The organism is Kineosporia sp. NBRC 101677 (genome assembly GCF_030269265.1).
Taxonomy (GTDB): domain Bacteria; phylum Actinomycetota; class Actinomycetes; order Actinomycetales; family Kineosporiaceae; genus Kineosporia; species Kineosporia rhizophila.
The window spans coordinates 1-17,024 of record NZ_BSTA01000015.1 but is presented as its reverse complement, the minus strand read 5'-3'; the positions used below and the strand labels follow the sequence as shown (position 1 = coordinate 17,024).

The window sequence follows — 17,024 nt, the reverse complement described above, 5'->3', positions numbered from 1 at the left end:
CTCAGGGAATGACGGTGTTGGTACCGGTGCCGCCGGAGAGCGTGTCCTCGCCCGGCCCGCCGGAGATGTAGTCGTCACCGCTGTTGCCGTAGATCACGTCGTCGCCACTGTTGCCGTACATGGTGTCGTTCTGCCGGCCGCCGTAGAGCATGTCGTTGCCCTGGGCCCCGGTGATGTGGTCGTCGCCGTCGTTGCCGTAGATGATGTCGTCGCCCGCGCCACCGTCGAGCCGGTCGTCGCCCGGCCCGCCCTGGATCTCGTCGTTCCCGTCGCCGGCCCAGGCCTGGGCCGCGCCACCGGTGAAGGTGAGGATGTCGCGGCCGCCGCCGGAGGAAACCGAGGCGCCGGTGCCCGCGGTGATGGTGTCGGTGCCGTCGTCGCTGTCGACGTCGGCGTCCTGGGCCGCGGACTGCCCGGTGGTGTAGGAGTTGTTGCCGCCACCGAGGTGGATGTGGGTGAACTGCACGTCGGTGTGGTTGGTGAACGTCACGGCGTCGTTGCCGTCGGCCAGCGAGACCTGGCCGATCGGGTCGTTGGCCGAACTGCTGTCGCCCAGGGTGTTGTCGAGAACGCAGGTGACCCGGGTCAGGTCGGCGTTGTCGGGGTAGGAGCAGTGGTCGCCGGTCAGGATCTGGGCCGTGTCGTCGAGGGTGTAGACGAAGGTGGCCTGGTCGGCGCTCTTCTCGACGCTCAGCTTCAGCTGCTGGTGCAGGCCGCTGCCCGAGAAGTAGTTGAGCTGGTAGTGCTTTCCGCCGGCCCCGACCACCTCGGCGTGGGCCATCGACCCCTCGGCGTGGGCCGGGCCGGCCAGCAGCACCGGGACCAGTGCGGCGGATCCCAGGCCGGCGGCTCCCACCAGCGCTGACCAGCGGCTTCGACGCGAAATCATGTGAGTCCCCTCCAGATTCGGTGGTGTTGACGGTTTCCACCGTGCCAGAGGCGCCGAGTTAGTGAAGGACGTTTGCAAAGCCCCAAAGGGACTTCCCGATCAGGCAGAGAATCGGAAAGTCCCTGCGGGACAACGTGGACATGGCCGGACCCTATCGAGGCCCCGGCCGGGCAGACTCAGGTGTTCGAGGTCAGCTGCCTGAGCAGGTTCAGGGCCTCGGTGTCGGGCGACCCGGCCGGCGCGGTGCAGGTGACCAGAACCTGCTCGGGAGTCTGCATCGCCCGCAACGACTGCTGGGTCACGGTCAGGGCGCCGACCAGCGGATGGTCCAGGGCGTAGTCGGCGCTGGCGCACGGCTGCACCCGGTGATCGCCCCACAGCCGGGCGAATTCGGGTGAGCGCATCGACAGGTTCCCGACCAGCGCGGCCAGGAGCGGGTCTTCGGGATGCTCACCGGCGGCCAGCCGCAGGTTGCCGACCACGGCCCGGCACTTCGCCGGCCAGTCGGTGTAGAGGCCGCGCACGTGTGGATCGAGGAACACCAGCTCGGCCATGTTGGGGCGCGCGCCCGGGACGGCGGGGGCGAGCGGGTCCAGATGCCCGGCCAGCAGGGCGTGGCCCAACCGGTTCCAGCCCAGCACATCGCTGCGCCGGCCCAGCACGATGCCCGGCACGTCGCCGAGCATGGCCAGCAGATCGGCCAGCGAGGAGTCCAGACGCTCCACCGGCGGTCGTCGCGGCCGGAGGGTCCGCCGGGATCCCCCGGCCAGGGTGCGCAGGTGCTGACGCTCTGCGTCGCTCAGCTCGAGCGCGTTCGAGATCGCCTCGAGCACCTCGGGAGAGGCGTTCCGGGAGTGGCCCTGCTCGAGCCGCGTGTAGTACGACGAACTGACGCCGGCCAGCAGGGCCAGCTCCTCGCGGCGCAGGCCGGGAACCCGCCGCCGCTCACCGTAGGTGGGCAGACCGACGTCTTCAGGACTGATCCGCGCCCGCCAGGCCTGCAGCGTCTCGCCCAGCGGGCCGGGAGAACCAGTGGTCACCACCCCAGTGTGCCTGCCTCGCCCGCGGGCTGCCTGTCCCTGCCGGGGATAGCCACCACACAGCCTGGCTACCGGTGCGGCCCGCCGCAGATAGTCGATGACGCCCGGACATCCGGGCCGACTCGGAAGAAGGATCATGTCCACACGTTTCACCCGCAAGAGCATCGTGGCGGCCGGCACCCTGCTCGGTGTCGGCACTCTGCTGGCCGACCCGGCCGCCGCCGTCTCCCCTCCGCTCACGAAAGCCGCTGTGCAGGTGCATTTCGACCTGGCCGGCGGGCAGATGCCCGAGAACGTCGTCCTGGACCGCAACGGCAGCGTCGCCGTCACCCTCGCCGGGGCCCGGCAGGTGGCCCGGGTCACCGGCCAGGGCCAGGTGCGCATCCTGGCCACCCTCCCGGCCCCCAAGGACACCGAGGCCAAGACGCCGCTGCTGGGCTTCCCCGTCACCACCGGCCTGATCCGTGACGGAGACACGTTCTACGTCGCCTACGCAACCGGAACGAAGGCTGAGACCGGCATCTGGACGTTCACGGAGGGCCGCACCCCACGCAAGCTCGCCGACCTTCCGGCCGCGGGCCTGCCCAACGGCATGGCGATGGACCGCCGCACGGGGAACCTCTACGTGACGGACTCCGCCCAGGGCGCCGTGTACTCCGTTGCCACCACCGGAAAGAACGCGGGCCGGACCCGAACCTTCAGCACCAGTAAGGATCTGGCCTCCACCGGATTCTTCGGCGTGAACGGCGCCAAGGTCCGCGACGGTCGCCTGTACGTGTCCAACCTCGACCAGGGCACCGTGCTCTCGACACCTCTGTCCGGTTCCCGGGCGGGGACTTTCGAGACGATCGCCACCGGCCTGAAGGGCATCGACGACTTCGCCTTCACCGGCCAGGGCCGGCAGTTCATCGCCGGTCTGGTCACCGAGAACAAGGTGGTGCTGGTCAACGGAAACGGCACCAAGAAGACGGTCCTCACCGAGGTCGACGGCCTTTCCAACCCGTCCGCGGTGGCCGTGCGGGGCACGACCGTCTACGTCACCAGCGCCGCGTACACCACCCAGAAGGACCCGAACCTGCTCACCGCCCAACTGATCAAGAACTGAATCTGAGGACGTCGGTGGGCACCCACCCAGGGTGCCCACCGACGTCCTCAAGCAGTTGGGTTCCAGGTTCTACAGGCGCAGCGCGGTCCGGATCAGGTCGGCGAGCGCCCGTGAGCGGCTGTGCGGGGGCCAGGCGATCACCGTGGTGATCTGCGGGGCGTCCACCACCGGCACCGCCACCACGTCGTCCCGCAACTGGGAACGGCAGGAGTCGGGCGAGACCATCAGCGTGCGGCCCAGCGAGATCAGCTGCAGCAACTGCGCGTGGTTCTGCGCCTCGGGCCCCGGGCCCGCCGGATAGGTGCCGTCCGGACCGGGCCAGCGCGGCAGGGGCAGGTCGGGCACGGCCGTGAGTTCGTGCGACCTGAGGTCGGTACGCGTGGTCAGCGGATGCCCGGCCGGCAGGATCGCGACCTGCCCCTCGGTGCGCAGCTCTTCGAAGTCGAAACCGGTTGTCTCATCCATCGGCCGGTGCAGGATCGCCACGTCGGCCCGGCCGTTGCGCAGGAGCCGCACCTGCTCGCCGGGACCGCACAGAGCAACGTCCACGGGGATCGATCCGGGCTCGGCGGAGTAAGCGTGCAGCAACTTGGCCAGCAGTTCACTCGAGGCGCCGGCCTTGACCGCCAGCACAAGACCGGGCTCTCCCGCAGCCGCCCTTCGGGCCCGGTGCTCGGCCGCCTCCACCGCGTCCAGCGCGATCCGGGCCTCGCGCAGCAGCACCGCACCGGCCTCGGTGAGCACGACCGAGCGGTTGGTGCGCTCGAGCAGCGTCAGCCCCAGCCGGCGCTCGAGCTGGATGATCGCGCGCGACAGGGGCGGCTGAGCGATGCCCAGGCGCTGCGCGGCCCGGCCGAAATGCAGTTCCTCCGCCACGGCGACGAAGTACCTGAGCTCCCGGGTCTCCATCACCCGAGGCTACAACGATACCCGTGGAGTATCGCTCCTGATCGAGGTGGTCTTGGACGAGGAGCGGCGGCCGGCGGCAGCATCGGGGCATGAACATTGCAGTCCTTGGCACCGGAAAAGTCGGCTCAGCGCTGGGCACTCGACTGGCGGCCGCCGGTCACCAGGTGGTCTACGGCTCTCGCAGCCGCGCCGGTGAACCCGGTGTGGTCGGCCAACGCGAAGCCGTCGCCTCCGCCGACGTGGTGATCACCGCGATCCCCGGCACCAGCGTGGTCAGCACCCTGGAAGAGATCGGCGAGCAGACCCTCTCCGACAAGATCGTGCTGGATCCTTCGGCCGCCTTCTCGCCCCAGATGACCATGGCCTACCCCGGCGACAGCGTGGGGCAGCAGGTACAGGCCCGGTTCCCGCAGCTTCGGGTGGTCAAGACCCTCAACACGATGAACTTCACGATCATGGTCGACCCGCTGGCCTCGCTGCCGAGGGCGACCGCCTTCGTCAGCGGTGACGACGAGGCCGCCAAGAAGGTCGTGCGGGGCCTGCTCGGCGACCTGGGCTGGCCCGACGAGGCGGTCCTGGACCTGGGCGGGATCGACACCGCGCTGGCCACCGAGCACGTGGCCCCGCTGTTCTTCGCCACGGTCCGGGCCCTGGGCACCGCCAAGTTCAACATCTCCGTCACCACCCAGGCCTGATCCGGGGCCTATCGCGTGAGTTCGACCTGGCCGGAGATCGGCGGGCCGTTCGAGGTGAGCGCCACGCCCGAGGCCGACCAGGCGCTCAGAGTCCAGGCGTAGTAGCCCTGCGGCACCTTCCGGCCCGCGGCGGTGGTTCCGTCCCAGACCAGGTCACGGATGCTGCCGTCGGCGGTCTCGGCCGTGCTGAGGACCCGCACGGTGCGCCCGGTCCGCTGCGAGATGAGCTTCAGTCCCGCTCTTCTGACCGGCTCGGTGGTGTCGAACTCGGGCGACCAGGTGTCGCGCACCTTGTCGCCGTCGGGGCTGAACCCCAGGGTGCGGACCGTTCCGATCAGGCGCGGCCGGGAGGGCACGGGGTAGGGAAGGCGCTCGACGGTCAGGTCGGGTGCGGCGGCCTTGCCGTTGTCGAGCAACCGGGCGAGCCTCGGCCCGTCGAGAGCCAGCGAAAGGGTGCGGCCCGGCAAGGGAATCGGGGTGCTTTCCGGCGCGGACAGATCGAGGACGCCTGCCTGCCCGTCCGCCACCCAGGCCAGGGTGCCTTCCCCGACGGCCAGGTCGACCTTCTCCGCGGAGGTAATGCCGGTTGGGACAGTACGGCGGGCTTGGGAAGAGAGGTCCTGCACGAAGGCCTCAGAGGCATCGCAGCTGAGCCAGGCTGCGGTGCCTGCCCACACGGCAACCGGCAGAGCCCGGGAGCAGGACTGCTCGAAGAGCCGCACCGGGCGTGGCTTCTCGACGTCGACACTCCACACCTGGCTCTTCCGACCGGCCGTGCTGGCGTACACGACGTTGGAGCCGAAAATGTCGCTGTGTCCGGAGAGCCGGGCCGCCCTGGGCAACAGGTGCAGCAACTCCCCGTCCGCGCGGTTCACCTGCCCGCCGATCAAGGTGTACGGGCCGGAGATCTTCACTTCTGACAGAGTCTGGAACTGCCTGCCGTACTTGCCCTTCACCGGCGCCTGCTCGATCGATGTGGTCCGTCGGCCGCGCTCAAGGACGTCCCATTGCATCCCGTGCTCGGGGCTGCCGACCAGACCTCGCGCTGCGGAGAACGAGGCCGGCAGGGTGTCTACTGCCTCGAAGAATATTCCGACGGCCGCAGGCAGTCGCCTCCGCGCGCCCAAGCCGGAATCGTCCACGGCCCGGGCCCAGACCGCGCCGCGCGAGCGGCTTCCGGCGGACTGGTCGCTGTAGTAGAGCGTGCCGGCGTTCAGATCCCAGCCGCCGATCGTGTACTTGGGCGCGTCGAAAGTAGCGGCCAGAGAGGGGACGCCGTCCGGGCCGATGCGATAGACCCCTGGCTCGGGCCCTCGGCCGGTCGCGGTCACAAAGTCGTCCCCCACCGCGGCGAGGCCTGCGGACCCGGCCGGGAGCTCGATGTCCGTTACCCCGTCGCGGTCGATCGTCCTCAAGGTGACCCGGGCGTCCCCGGCCGGTACCCGGTATCCCACCGTCCCGCTGTCGGTCACCACCAGACTGTCCAGGTAGGCAGCGTCATTGCGTTCGGCATGAACCGTCGGCGTTCCTCCTGAGCGCGGCATCACCCACACCTTGCCGTCCCCGCTCCAGGCCACCGCGTTCGCACTCACCTCCAGATCGTCGAAGTACCTGACCGTGACGGGAACGGCCAGCGGCACGGTCTCCGGCAGACCGGTCCCCAGGGGAACCGACAAGATCTGCAGCCGCTGTTCCTGCTCGGGGTCGACGGGTGAGACTGCGATGACGACGTCGGTCCCCTGGACGTCCCAGTCCATCGGGCCGAGAGAAGCCTCGGGCTTCCAGAACTCCGCGCTGCCGGGCCACGTCCAGCCACCGTCGGGCCCGGGCGCCGTCGCCACCGGCGACGTGATCAACCGGCTCGATCCGAAGGGATAGGTGGCGAACGGATCCGGCATGCTCACCCAGGTCGGCCCGGTCAGTGCGTAGTTCCGGCCCGAGACCAGGCCGTCGCCCATCGTGTCACCGGTCAGCAGATCGGTGCGGAAGAGCCGGCTCGATCCGCTGTTCGATCCGTAGCTGTACCTGCTCCAGGTCAGCTCCCCGCCGACCACCGGGCCCGGCTCGAACATCTGCCGGAACGCCGGCCTCGTGTCGACCTCGGCCCGGGCAGCCAGGGACTCTCCCCACGCCCCCGTTCTCACCAGATCCGGATCGGCCGCTCCGGCACCCTCCTGCAGCACCGCCGCACCACTGGCCGAAGCACCGATCAGGGTGACGTCAGCCGGGCGGGAGTGCAGTGGAACGCTGATCGCCTCTGCGGTCGACCGGGCCTGGGCGTTCACCGGAATCAGCAAGGTCAGCAAGAGAGTCAGCGCGACCAGACGCGTACGGCCGAGACGAGCAAGCACAGCGGTCCCCCGAGCAGCTGGCAGGCATGTGAACCTGAAGCCTGCCGGTCCCGGTACCCGGGGCGCACGTCACCGCCTGTGGGGACGTCAGTTCGGTCGGCGGCGTTCCAGTTCCTCGCCGAAGGCAGCCACGATCGCCTTCCACAGCCGCGGTTGGGCGGTGGCCGCCACGTTCTCGGCCAGGCGCGCCCCGAGGGTGACCGCGAACTCGGCGCTGAAGTCGTCCAGACCGTTCTGAGCCTTCGAAACAGTCTGTCCCTGAAGCGATACCACCTTGATTTCCTGGGTGGTCTCCGACGGCTTCTCGGCCGGGATCGGCAGCACCGGCCCGGCGTGCACCACCGTCAGGAACTTCGTCGTCCGGGTCAGCGCCACGTACAGCAGCCGCAGCCCGTGAGTGCTCTCGGAGACGATCGACTCCGGCTCGACCACCACGACGGCCTCGAACTCCAGGCCCTTGGCGTCGGTCGCCCCCACCAGGTTGATGCTCTTGCCCAGCGATCCGGCGCGCGTGTCCTGGTACTGGACGTCGTCCTGGTTGAGCATCTCGACCACGGCCGCCCGGTGCTCGTCCGCGCAGATGATGCCCACGAACAGCCCCCGCGCCGCGTACTCGCAGGCCGCCCGCACCGCTTCGGCCCCCAACTCCCCCACCGGCACCCGCCGCAGGTCGGGCTCGGCCGGCCCGAGCCGGATCACCGAAAGCGGCTCCACCGCCGGCGCCGCATGCGGAAGCAGTTGCGCCGCCAGCGCATACACCTGCTGCGGCACCCGGTAGCCCAGCGTCAGCGGCACGATCGATTCCGGATGCCGGACCCGCAGCGCCTCGACCACGTCGTCCCAGGTGTCCCGGGCCCACGGGCCGGTCGACTGGGCGAGATCGCCCAGCACCGTGTACGAACCGGTCCGGCTGCGCCGGCGCACCGAACGCAGCTGCATCGGCGACAGGTCCTGGGCCTCGTCCAGGACGATGTGGCCGAACTGCGGAACGCTGCCGTTCAGCAACAGGTCGGTCTCGTCGAGCAGAGCCACGTCGGCCAGGCTCCAGCCCTCGTCGGACACCCGGTCGGAGGCCGGGCGGAACAGCATCTGCACCTCGGCCGCGGTGAAGTCCTGCCCCGCCGCGGCCAGCAGCCGGTCGCGGGAACCGAACAGGTCGCGCAGGAACATCTGCGGTGTGAGCGAGGGCCAGACCCGTTGCAGGGCAGCGTCCACCGCCGGGTCGGGCACCTCGACACCGCGACGGGCCCGGACTGCCGCGGTCGCCGAGATCCAGCTGCGCATGGCCGCCCGGCCCGCGCCGTAGCTGCGGGCCTGGTTGACCGAACGCCGCAGCGCGTCCTCGACCTCGGGCCGGGAGAACGACGCCACCGGATCACCGGCCGGGCCCACGTCGAGCCGGCCGGCCCGTTCCGGCAGGCGGATCCGCTGCACCAGCCCCCGCATCAGCAGCTGCTGCATCCGCAGCTCGCCCTTGATCCGGACGACCTCGGCGCTCTCCTGGCGCCCGGTGCCCTTCTGCAGCCCCAGGCCCCGCAGGTCGCGATGCTCGACCTGGTGGTCGCCCAGCCCGGGCAGCACCTGGCGGATGTAGCGGGTGAAGGTCGGGTTCGGCCCCACCACCAGCACGTCCGAGGGCGCCAGGGTCTCGCTGTGGTTGTACAGCAGCCACGACACCCGGTGCAGGCCGACGACGGTCTTGCCGGTGCCGGGCCCGCCCTGGACGATCAGGAGCTGCTCGAGCGGGGCCCGCACCAGTTCGTACTGCAGGGCGTGGATGGTCTGGACGATGTCGCGCATCTCGCCCGAGCGCGCGGCGTCCAGCTCCCGCAGCACCGCGTCGTCGATGCCCTCGTGCTCGAGGGCCGTGAGCTCACCCACGCGGGCCGCGAGGTCCGCATAGACCACGTCGTCGAAACTGAGGATGCGATTGCGCTCGGTCGCGAACGTCCGTTTGCGCACGAGTCCCTGGGGGTCGTCGTGGCTGGCCTCGTAGAAGGGCGCCGCCATCGGCGCCTTCCAGTTGATGACCAGCGGCTCACCGTCCTGGTCGCTGATCAGCCACTTGCCCACGTAGTAGGTCTCGCCGCTCTCCCGGTCGAACCGCCCCAGGGCCACGGCGTCGTCGGGGCCACCGATCCGCTCGGCCAGCGCCCGGGCCTCCTTGGCCACGGCGACGGACGTCTTGCCGCCCAGCGAGGCGCTCGCCGCACCTCCCAGCGACTGCCGCTTGAGTTCGCGGGCGTCCCAGGCCGCGTCGAAGTACTTCTGTTCCAGCGCGATCTCGTCCTGATCGGCAGAGCCCACGCTCATTCCTCAGACCCTCCCGCAGCGACCGAGCACACAGCCACATGATGTGACAGATGGTGCGCCCGAGGTGGGAGAAAAGGTCACGAAAGGATCAAGGCACCCCCCACCCCTCCGGGCCAAGCTTGCGCGAGAGTCCGGAAAGGTTGCTCACAAGTTCGTGATACTTCAATCACATGGCCGGCTCGCTCATTCTCCGCCGCGCCCGGTAGAGCCCGGGGGCGATGCCGTGGACCCGCTTGAAGGCATGACTGAACGACGACTCGGTGGAATAGCCGAGCGAGCGGGACAGGGCCGCGATCGTCACATCCTCGTCACGCAGAGCTCGCTCCGCCAGGCGCATACGCCAGTGGGTGAGGAAGGCCAGCGGGGGCGTGCCGGCCGCCTCGCGGAAGCGCTCGGCGAAGGTGGTGCGGGACATCGCGACCGTGCGGGCCAGGTCTTCCAGGGTCCAGCTGCGCTGGGGGTCGGCCTGCATCTGGTGCACGGCCGGGGCCAGGCTCGGGGTGGCGAGCACCCGCAGCCAGCCGGGCGGTACACCGGCGGGGTCGGCCAGGTAGCCCCGCATCACCTCGACGAACAGCAGACTCGCGTACTGCCGGGCGGCGAAGTCGGAACCGCCCTGGTCATGCCCCATTTCGGTGAGCAGGCGATCGAGCAGCCAGTGCAGGGTGGCGGCCTGGCCGTCGGTGGCCTTGACGTGGGTGACCGGCTCCAGAGCGGCCAGCAGCAGATCCTCCCCCGTACGGTTGAGCGCGATGTGGCTGCCGACCACCGCCACGTCGGGCGTGGAGCTCAGGTGCACGGTGCTGCCGCCGTGGAACCGGAACAGGGCCTCGCCGTCGGTGGGAGTCAGCTCGGGGCCGCTGGACATGATCTGCTTCAGGTCACCGCGCACCACCGCCACGTCACCCTCGGTGAGCAGAATGCTCTGACCGGTGCTGGGCACCCGCAGCCAGAACTGCCCCCGGGCCGGGGCCACGAGCATCAGCGGGGCGTGCGCCTGCAGGTTCAGCGACCACTGCCCCTCGGCCAGGATCGCCCGGGCCATCACGCACCGGGCATCGATCATCGCGAGAGCTGCTGACAGCGGGTCACCGGACACAACCGTACTTTCGCGCAAGTGCGCCGAACTCTCAAACAAAGTGCCCGATGATCACGGGTGGCAGCCTGGACAGGACCCCACCAGCACCGAAGAAAGCCAGAGGCGCATGCCCACCATCACCACCCCCGACGGCGTCGAGCTCTACTACACCGAGCACGGCACCGGGCAGCCCGTCGTCTTCAGCCACGGCTGGCCGCTGAACGGCGACGCCTGGGCGCTGGAGCTCAAGGTCTTCGCCGACGCGGGCTTCCGCGCGATCGCCCACGACCGTCGTGGCCACGGGCGTTCCAGCTCGACCACCACGGGCAACGACATCGACACCTACGCCCGCGACCTCGCCGCCCTGATCGAGGCCCTCGACCTGCGCGACGTCATCGTCGTCGGCCACTCCACCGGCGGTGGCGAGGTCGTGCGCTACGCCGCCCAGTACGCCGCCGGCCGCGTCGCCAAGGTCGCCACCATCGGCGCCGTCCCGCCGGTCATGGTGGCCAAGGAGTCCAACCCCGACGGTGTTCCGATCGAGGTCTTCGACGGCATCCGCGACAACGTGCTGAGCGACCGCTCGCAGTTCTGGAAGGACCTGTCCGAGAGCTTCTTCGGCGCCAACCACGGCCGTCCGGTCTCGCAGGGCGCCAAGGACGACTTCTGGCGGATGGGCATGCAGGCCGACCTGGTCTCGGCCTACGACTGCGTGAAGGCGTTCTCCGAGACCGACTTCACCGAGGACCTGAAGGCCCTCGACGTGCCGATCTTCATCGCGCACGGCGACGACGACCAGATCGTGCCCCTGGCCAACGCGGCCGAGAAGGCGATCAAGCTGGTCAAGCAGGGCACCCTGAAGATCTACGAAGGCGCCCCGCACGGCGTGCACGGCGACTGGCAGCTGCAGTGGCACAAGGACCTGCTGGCCTGGATCGCCGGCTGACCTGAACTGAGGACGATCGGCGCGGCCCCCTCAGGGGGGACCGCGCCGATCGCTCGTTGCGGGTTCCGTACGAGATCAGGAACCCAGCACCCGCAACGCCAGATCGACCGTGGAATGCAACTGCCCCCGGCTTGCCCCCGCCGCGGCGTGAACGGCATTGCCCTCGCTGACCACCATCACGTACCGGGCCAGGGCCGCCGCATCGGTGTCGGCCGGCAGGTCACCCTCCTCCACCGCCTGGCCGAGTCTCTGTGCCAGAGCCTCTTCACCCGAGCGCCGGCTCGCGGCCAGGAACTCAGCAATCTGCTCGTTGCCGCTACTGGCCGACAGACCCCCCTGGATGGAAAGACAGCCAGCAGGACGATCGGGACGAGTCAGCGCGTCAGCGTTCGCCCGAAGGAAGCTTTCCACCACCTGGTAGGCAGTCGGCTGCTGCAGAGCCTCCCGGGCATAGGCCATGTCCACCTCGGCGTATCGGGCCACCGCGCGGCGGAAGAGCTGCTCCTTGTTGCCGTAGGCCGCATAGAGGCTGGGACGGTTGATCCCCATGGCCGAGGTGAGATCGCTCAGCGAGGTGCCGTCGTAGCCGTGCCTCCAGAACACCTCGACCGCGCGGTCCAGGGCCTGGTCGGCGTCGAACCCCCGTGGTCGTCCCCGCTCCGCTGTTGTGCTCACGATCACAGCCTAACTGCTCGGTACAGAAATAAACGCCGCCCAGCGCCGGTTCCTGATATCCGTATCGCTCAGTACAGATATAGGGAGCAGGACGATGGGACAGCTGGACGGCAAGACGGCACTGGTCACCGGAGCCACCTCGGGCATCGGGCTCGCCGCGGCCCAGAAACTGGCGGACGAGGGCGCACACGTCTTCGTCACCGGCCGCCGCCAAGAGACACTCGACCTGGCGGTGGCCCAGATCGGTGAGCGGGCAACCGGAATCAGCGCCGACGTGGCCGACCTGGACGCGCTCGACCGGGTGATGGAGACCATCCGTCAGCACGGCCACGGACTCGACGTGCTCTTCGCCAACGCCGGCGGCGGAGAGTTCGCAGCCCTGGAAGACATCTCCTGGGAGCACTACGCGAGCACCTTCAACACCAACGTGGGCGGCACGATCTTCACCGTGCAGAAGGCTCTGCCCCTGCTCAACCACGGCGCCTCGGTGATCATCACCAGTTCCAACATCGACGTGAAGGCCAGCCCGTCGTTCAGCGTCTACGCCGCCTCGAAGGCCGCGCTGCGCTCCTTCACCCGGTCCTGGGCGGCAGAACTGGCCGGCCGGAACATCCGGGTGAACAGCATCGCCCCCGGGCCGATCGGGACACCGGGGCTGCGCGGACTGGCCGCGGACGAGGCCGGAGCCGACGCTCTGCTGGACGGGCTGGCCTCGGGGGTTCCGATGGGGCGCCTAGGACAGCCGCAGGAGATCGCCGACACCGTGCTCTTCCTGGCCGGCAGCACCAGTAGCTTCGTGACGGGGTCACAGATCTACGCCGACGGCGGCGCAAGCCAGTTCTGATCCGTTGCGTCACAAGAAAGAAGGAATCATGGACGAGCAGGTGGCGGCACTGATGCGGGCCAACCTTCACGAGGTCTTCGGTCAGCGTGATCCGCAGGCCCGCGACGATGCGGCCGGGCGCACGTACACCGACGACGTGGTCTTCGCCGACGAGGACGGTGCAGTGACGGGGCGGAAAGCCCTGGTTGCGCGAGCATCGGGGTTGCTCGGTTCGGTGCCGGCGGACTTCGCTTTCACCGAAGACGGCCCGGTGTACGAAGGAACCGGAACGGCCGCTCTGGCCTGACGGTTCGGTCCCCCGACGGGTGAGCCGGCGGCTCGAGGCGTAGACATCGCCACCATCACCGAGGGACGGATCAGTCGCCTGCAGACCCTGCTGGTGCGCTAGGACGCCGGAACCGCCCCCAGGTCAGTCGCCCGAAGAAGCGCGCTGCCGGGGGCGGTGACAGTCCGACACCAACGGCGCCGGCCAGCAATCCCCCGGCAAGGAGCAGTACCCATCCCAGATGAAGTACCGCCCCGGACGGGTGCACCACCGACTGCCCGAGCGCGGCCTGGTAGGTCAGCAGTGCGGTCCCGCCGGCGTAACCGGCGGCGACGATCACGACGAACCACAAATGGACGATCGGCGCGGCCAGGCGGGGAAGTCGCCGAGTCAGGATCTCCAGTAGCAGGGCGAAGAGCGGAAGTGCTTGCAGTGCGTGCATTCCGACGAAGTGGGCCACCCGGTAGTCCCCACCCGTGGTGCTCCATCCGAGCACCGGTATCCCCGGTCCTCCGTCTTCGACGCCGACGGCATGGGCGCCGACGATCCCGGTGGGCGTGTTGATCTGCGCTGAGGTGGGGGCCGTCATGAGGAAGGCGACGCCGATCCCGCCCAGTGCGATGACCACGCCCGCCCGCACGGCGAAGGTCAGTGCCGGAGTTCGCAGGCGCAGGAAGAAGACGGCGAACGATGTGGCGAAAGTACACAGGTACAGCGTGGTGATCGCTGCGGCCATCGCCGCCCAGACGCCGGCATGCAGACCGCTCGAAACGTTGAAGTGGCTGGTGGTTCCGCTCGCAGCTGCCCACACGATGAGCACCTGCTCGACGGTGAGGCTGGCCGCGATCACTGTGCCCAGGCCTCGGGCAGCAGCCTGCCAGCGGGGCAGGTGGGCGATGAGCCAGGCCCAGGTGACGGCGTAGATCAGGATGGAAAGGGAGAACTTCAGTGGCTTGGCCCAGGCCGGCGCTCCGAGGATCTGCCGGGAATCCAGGAAAAGGCCTGCAAGGCTGACGAGTACGCAGACAAGCATGAGCGCGGAGACGGTCATCAGGGGGCGGTGCCACGCATAGGCGCGGCGCACCGCCGCAAGCATCATGTCTTCGCCTGAGAAGCGGCAATGCCTTCTTCGACCGGCGTGGGCCCGATGCCGAAGGTTTGCTCGAACGCGGCCGAACCGAACACGTAGGGCGCGGTGTACTGGTAGCTCATCTCCAGTGTCTCGCGGGCAGAGCTGTTGAACAGAGCGCCGATTCGCAGGGTGGTCGCGCCCATCACCGAGGTCTGGCCACCGGCCAACTCTATGTACCGGCGCCCGGTCAGAGCGGGAGCGGTGGGCAGGTGCCAGGTGCGGCCACGCGCCTCGTCGTGGGTGCCCAGAACGGCCAGCCCTCGGCCGATGTCGGGTGTGTACGTGAGGGAGTGGGGCTGGTCGGCATTCAGGAGCCAGGTGCCGGACTTGCCCGCGGCGACCTTGTCCAGGGCGAAGGTGTTGAACACGCTGGTCGAGGCACCCGGACCGTAGAAGTCGGCACTGCGCCCGATGGTCACGGTCAGCCCGCGCTCGGCCGCCTTCTCCAGCAGATCCAGGGCGTCGGCCCGCACCCGGCCTTTCTTGCTGCACGGGTTCACCGGGGTGCTCTCGATCATCGCCCCGTCGACGTGGCCGTAGGCGTACACGTTGTCGAGGTACACCAGATGCGTGCCGTGTTCGAGGGCGGCGTCGATGCTGTTGCGGACGATGACCGGCCATTGCTCGGCCCACACACGCGACGAATACGGCAGCCCAGCCACCAGATAGGCAACCTCGGCCCCGCGTAAAGCACGTGCGACCTCACCGCTGTCGAGCAGGTCAGCGGCCACCGAATTCACCCCCTCGACACTCGAAGGGCGCCGGCCGACTGAAGCAGGCGTGTGGCCCTGAGCAATGAGGGCGCTGAGCGTTTCGCGGCCGACAACACCGTTGCCGCCGAGGACGACATGCTGAGAAGCGTTCATGGCTGCGCTCATTCCGGATCGGGAACGGGGAAGAGGTTGTGCGTGGCATCCTGCTGCGCCAACCGCCGGAGCCCGGCGAAGAGGGGGTCGCCGAGAACCGTTCCGACGACCATGAGTTCGGCCACCGCATCCGGCTCCTCCAGCCCGGTGAGGGCTTGAAGGTCGGCCGCCGCCGCGCTGGCCGCGGCGTCCGCGTAGGCATTCAGATAGTCGTCCGGCGCCCTGAACCCAATGGCCTGCAGCCCGTCGAGAGCCCGGGCCGCAGCCTCGATTCCGGGATTGTCATCGGTGAAACACCAACCCCGGGACGCCGCCAGGGCTTCGACGCGACCCCGCGCCGCCTCACTCGCCGGAGACTCCTGAGTCCGCCGAGCACTCATGGCGTGCTGAGCCACCTGAAACGTCTCGGCCAGAGGGGCGCCATCGGCATCCAGCGCCGCAATGACCTCTTTCGTGGCCGAGATCGAGAGGCCACCGATCTCCAGCAGCGCCCGGATCAGCCGCACCCGCCGGACATGCGCCTCGTCGTAGACGACCTGGTTCGGCGCCGTTCTGACCCCGGCGGGCAGCAGCCCTTCCCGTTGGTAGTACTTCACTGCGGAGAGCGGGACGCCCGCTCGCTGAGCCAACTCGGATACTCGCACTATCGGATAGTAGCAGTATCCATTGCGGGCACGGCCTACCGGCGCTTGATCGCCTGCAGGGTGTACGAGTGCGGCAACCGCCAGGGCCGGTCCCTGAGCCGGTACTCCCCGCCGGGCAGCTCCTCCATCTGGTTCGGCAGCGCCTCCCAGGGCACGCTGTCGTGTTCGACCAGCATGGTCAGCTGGAGGCCGGCTTCCATCAGCGCGGTGACGATCTCGCCCAGCCCGTGGTTCCACTCTGCGCTGCGGGTGTGCTGGAACGTGTGGTCGGTCTCCACGTATGTACCGCCCTCGTCGAAGATCTGGGGCTCGGTGCGCTCGAAGTACGGGTAGCCGATGACGAGCTTGTCGTGATGCGACTCGTCGATGCTCCACAGCATGGGGTGGCCTTCGCGAATGAAGAGCCTGCCACCCGGGCGCAGCATCGCCGCGACCACCTCGGCCCACCGCTTGATGTCCGGAAGCCAGCACAGCGCGCCGATGCCGGTGAAGACCAGGTCGAACTCCCCGGGGGCCAGGACGTTCGCAGCTCCGTAGACGTCGGACTGCACGTAGGTAACATCTGCCCCGGTCTGCTGAGCCAGTGCCCGGGCCTGCTCCAGCGAAGCGGAAGAGAAATCGAGACCCGTCATCTGGGCGCCCAGTCGGTGCAGCGAAAGAGTGTCTGTACCGATGTGGCACTGCAGGTGCAGACCTTTGAGCCCGCGGACGTTGCCGAGCCGGGGAACATCGAAACGGATGACGTTTGAGAGGTGGTCGGGGTCGGTCAGGAACCGCTCGACCCCGTAGTCGGGTGACTGCGCGTGGGGGCGGGCGCGCTCGTCCCAGTTGTCGCGGTTCAGGGCAATCCAATTCTCCACACCGCGACCCTAGTTGCCTGTTCCGAGTTCTGGGATGAACCCGACGGGCTTGCCGCGAGGTTGGACCATCCCCCCGCCGTTGCACTGGTACGTGCAGAGCGATTCCTGCCCGGACAACGCGCCCTTCACGGCGACGGGGTTCGGCTCATCGACGTCGAGAAGGGCGGGTCCCACTTCGCCGGCACCGGGTCTACGAGCTGGTGCCGAGGTTTCCGGCCTTTCAGTGATCTCTGACATACGGGTGGCAAACGCAGTGATGGCGGCCCGCGCCGTCTCCAAGCTTTCGCTTGAAGGCGGGGGCCGCCATCACTGTCTTCAATTTTTGTCCGGCGATGTCCTACTCTCCCACACCGTAACCAGTGCAGTACCATCGGCGCTGGCAGGCTTAGCTTCCGGGTTCGGAATGGGACCG

General features: G+C 69.0%; 15 protein-coding genes, 1 rRNA gene and 1 pseudogene. 5 read left to right on the top strand and 12 right to left on the bottom strand.

Annotated features, from left to right (window positions below; all coding sequences use genetic code 11):
* Position 1: 1 nt before the first annotated feature.
* Together QSK18_RS31740 and QSK18_RS31735 are read right to left on the bottom strand one after the other, a co-directional pair.
* Complete coding sequence (locus QSK18_RS31740; RefSeq protein WP_232815344.1) at positions 2–889, bottom strand: calcium-binding protein; 888 nt, start codon at positions 887–889, stop codon at positions 2–4.
* Between the two features lie 176 nt (positions 890–1,065).
* Positions 1,066–1,929 carry a helix-turn-helix domain-containing protein gene (locus QSK18_RS31735; RefSeq protein WP_232815345.1) on the bottom strand — a complete coding sequence of 288 codons (864 nt, stop codon included), beginning with the start codon at positions 1,927–1,929 and terminating at the stop codon, positions 1,066–1,068.
* Positions 1,930–2,065: 136 nt separating this feature from the next.
* Between QSK18_RS31735 and QSK18_RS31730 the strand changes: the two genes are divergently transcribed.
* The gene (locus QSK18_RS31730) at positions 2,066–3,034 is read left to right on the top strand and encodes an SMP-30/gluconolactonase/LRE family protein (protein WP_232815346.1); all 969 of its coding nucleotides are present in this window, start codon (positions 2,066–2,068) and stop codon (positions 3,032–3,034) included.
* A gap of 69 nt (positions 3,035–3,103) precedes the next feature.
* Here QSK18_RS31730 and QSK18_RS31725 read toward each other — a convergent pair whose 3' ends face one another.
* On the bottom strand, positions 3,104–3,943 hold the full coding sequence (locus QSK18_RS31725; RefSeq protein ID WP_269811372.1) for a LysR family transcriptional regulator: 840 nt from the start codon (positions 3,941–3,943) through the stop codon (positions 3,104–3,106).
* A gap of 59 nt (positions 3,944–4,002) precedes the next feature.
* On the opposite strand from QSK18_RS31725, the pseudogene QSK18_RS31720 reads away from it, so the two are divergent.
* Positions 4,003–4,638 (top strand): annotated as a pseudogene (locus QSK18_RS31720) (NADPH-dependent F420 reductase); the annotation flags it as partial.
* An 8-nt stretch (positions 4,639–4,646) separates the two neighbouring features.
* Here QSK18_RS31720 and QSK18_RS31715 read toward each other — a convergent pair.
* The 3 genes from QSK18_RS31715 to QSK18_RS31705 all read right to left on the bottom strand — a co-directional run bounded on the left by QSK18_RS31715 (position 4,647) and on the right by QSK18_RS31705 (position 10,401).
* Complete coding sequence (locus tag QSK18_RS31715) at positions 4,647–6,935, bottom strand: hypothetical protein (protein WP_285626771.1); 2,289 nt, start codon at positions 6,933–6,935, stop codon at positions 4,647–4,649.
* Between the two features lie 141 nt (positions 6,936–7,076).
* Complete coding sequence (locus QSK18_RS31710) at positions 7,077–9,302, bottom strand: HelD family protein (RefSeq protein WP_232815349.1); 2,226 nt, start codon at positions 9,300–9,302, stop codon at positions 7,077–7,079.
* Positions 9,303–9,468: 166 nt separating this feature from the next.
* Entirely contained in the window at positions 9,469–10,401 is a 933-nt protein-coding gene (locus tag QSK18_RS31705; protein WP_285626767.1) for an AraC family transcriptional regulator, read from the bottom strand.
* 106 nt (positions 10,402–10,507) lie between these two features.
* Between QSK18_RS31705 and QSK18_RS31700 the strand changes: the two genes are divergently transcribed.
* Positions 10,508–11,326 (top strand): alpha/beta fold hydrolase, encoded by an 819-nt coding sequence (locus QSK18_RS31700; RefSeq protein ID WP_285626744.1) that lies wholly within the window; start codon positions 10,508–10,510, stop codon positions 11,324–11,326.
* Between the two features lie 75 nt (positions 11,327–11,401).
* On the opposite strand, the gene QSK18_RS31695 is transcribed toward QSK18_RS31700, so the two are convergent.
* Positions 11,402–12,001: a TetR/AcrR family transcriptional regulator gene (locus QSK18_RS31695; RefSeq protein ID WP_285626737.1), complete on the bottom strand. Its 600-nt coding sequence runs from the start codon at positions 11,999–12,001 to the stop codon at positions 11,402–11,404.
* Positions 12,002–12,095: 94 nt separating this feature from the next.
* On the opposite strand from QSK18_RS31695, the gene QSK18_RS31690 reads away from it, so the two are divergent.
* Both QSK18_RS31690 and QSK18_RS31685 read left to right on the top strand, forming a co-directional pair.
* On the top strand, positions 12,096–12,845 hold the full coding sequence (locus tag QSK18_RS31690) for an SDR family NAD(P)-dependent oxidoreductase (RefSeq protein ID WP_285626735.1): 750 nt from the start codon (positions 12,096–12,098) through the stop codon (positions 12,843–12,845).
* A 28-nt stretch (positions 12,846–12,873) separates the two neighbouring features.
* The gene (locus QSK18_RS31685) at positions 12,874–13,131 is read left to right on the top strand and encodes a hypothetical protein (RefSeq protein WP_285626733.1); all 258 of its coding nucleotides are present in this window, start codon (positions 12,874–12,876) and stop codon (positions 13,129–13,131) included.
* Positions 13,132–13,201: 70 nt separating this feature from the next.
* Here QSK18_RS31685 and QSK18_RS31680 read toward each other — a convergent pair whose 3' ends face one another.
* From QSK18_RS31680 to rrf, 5 genes are all read right to left on the bottom strand, one after another.
* A complete protein-coding gene (locus QSK18_RS31680; protein WP_285626731.1) occupies positions 13,202–14,206 on the bottom strand; it encodes a hypothetical protein in 1,005 nt (334 codons plus the stop codon).
* Positions 14,206–15,108 carry an NAD-dependent epimerase/dehydratase family protein gene (locus QSK18_RS31675; protein ID WP_285626729.1) on the bottom strand — a complete coding sequence of 301 codons (903 nt, stop codon included), beginning with the start codon at positions 15,106–15,108 and terminating at the stop codon, positions 14,206–14,208. The genes QSK18_RS31680 and QSK18_RS31675 overlap by 1 nt, the downstream gene beginning before the upstream one ends.
* Positions 15,109–15,116: 8 nt before the next feature.
* Complete coding sequence (locus tag QSK18_RS31670) at positions 15,117–15,752, bottom strand: MerR family transcriptional regulator (RefSeq protein WP_285626727.1); 636 nt, start codon at positions 15,750–15,752, stop codon at positions 15,117–15,119.
* Positions 15,753–15,787: 35 nt separating this feature from the next.
* Entirely contained in the window at positions 15,788–16,612 is an 825-nt protein-coding gene (locus tag QSK18_RS31665; RefSeq protein ID WP_232815440.1) for a class I SAM-dependent methyltransferase, read from the bottom strand.
* Positions 16,613–16,936: 324 nt separating this feature from the next.
* Positions 16,937–17,024, bottom strand: a 5S ribosomal RNA gene (gene rrf / locus QSK18_RS31660); the annotation flags it as partial.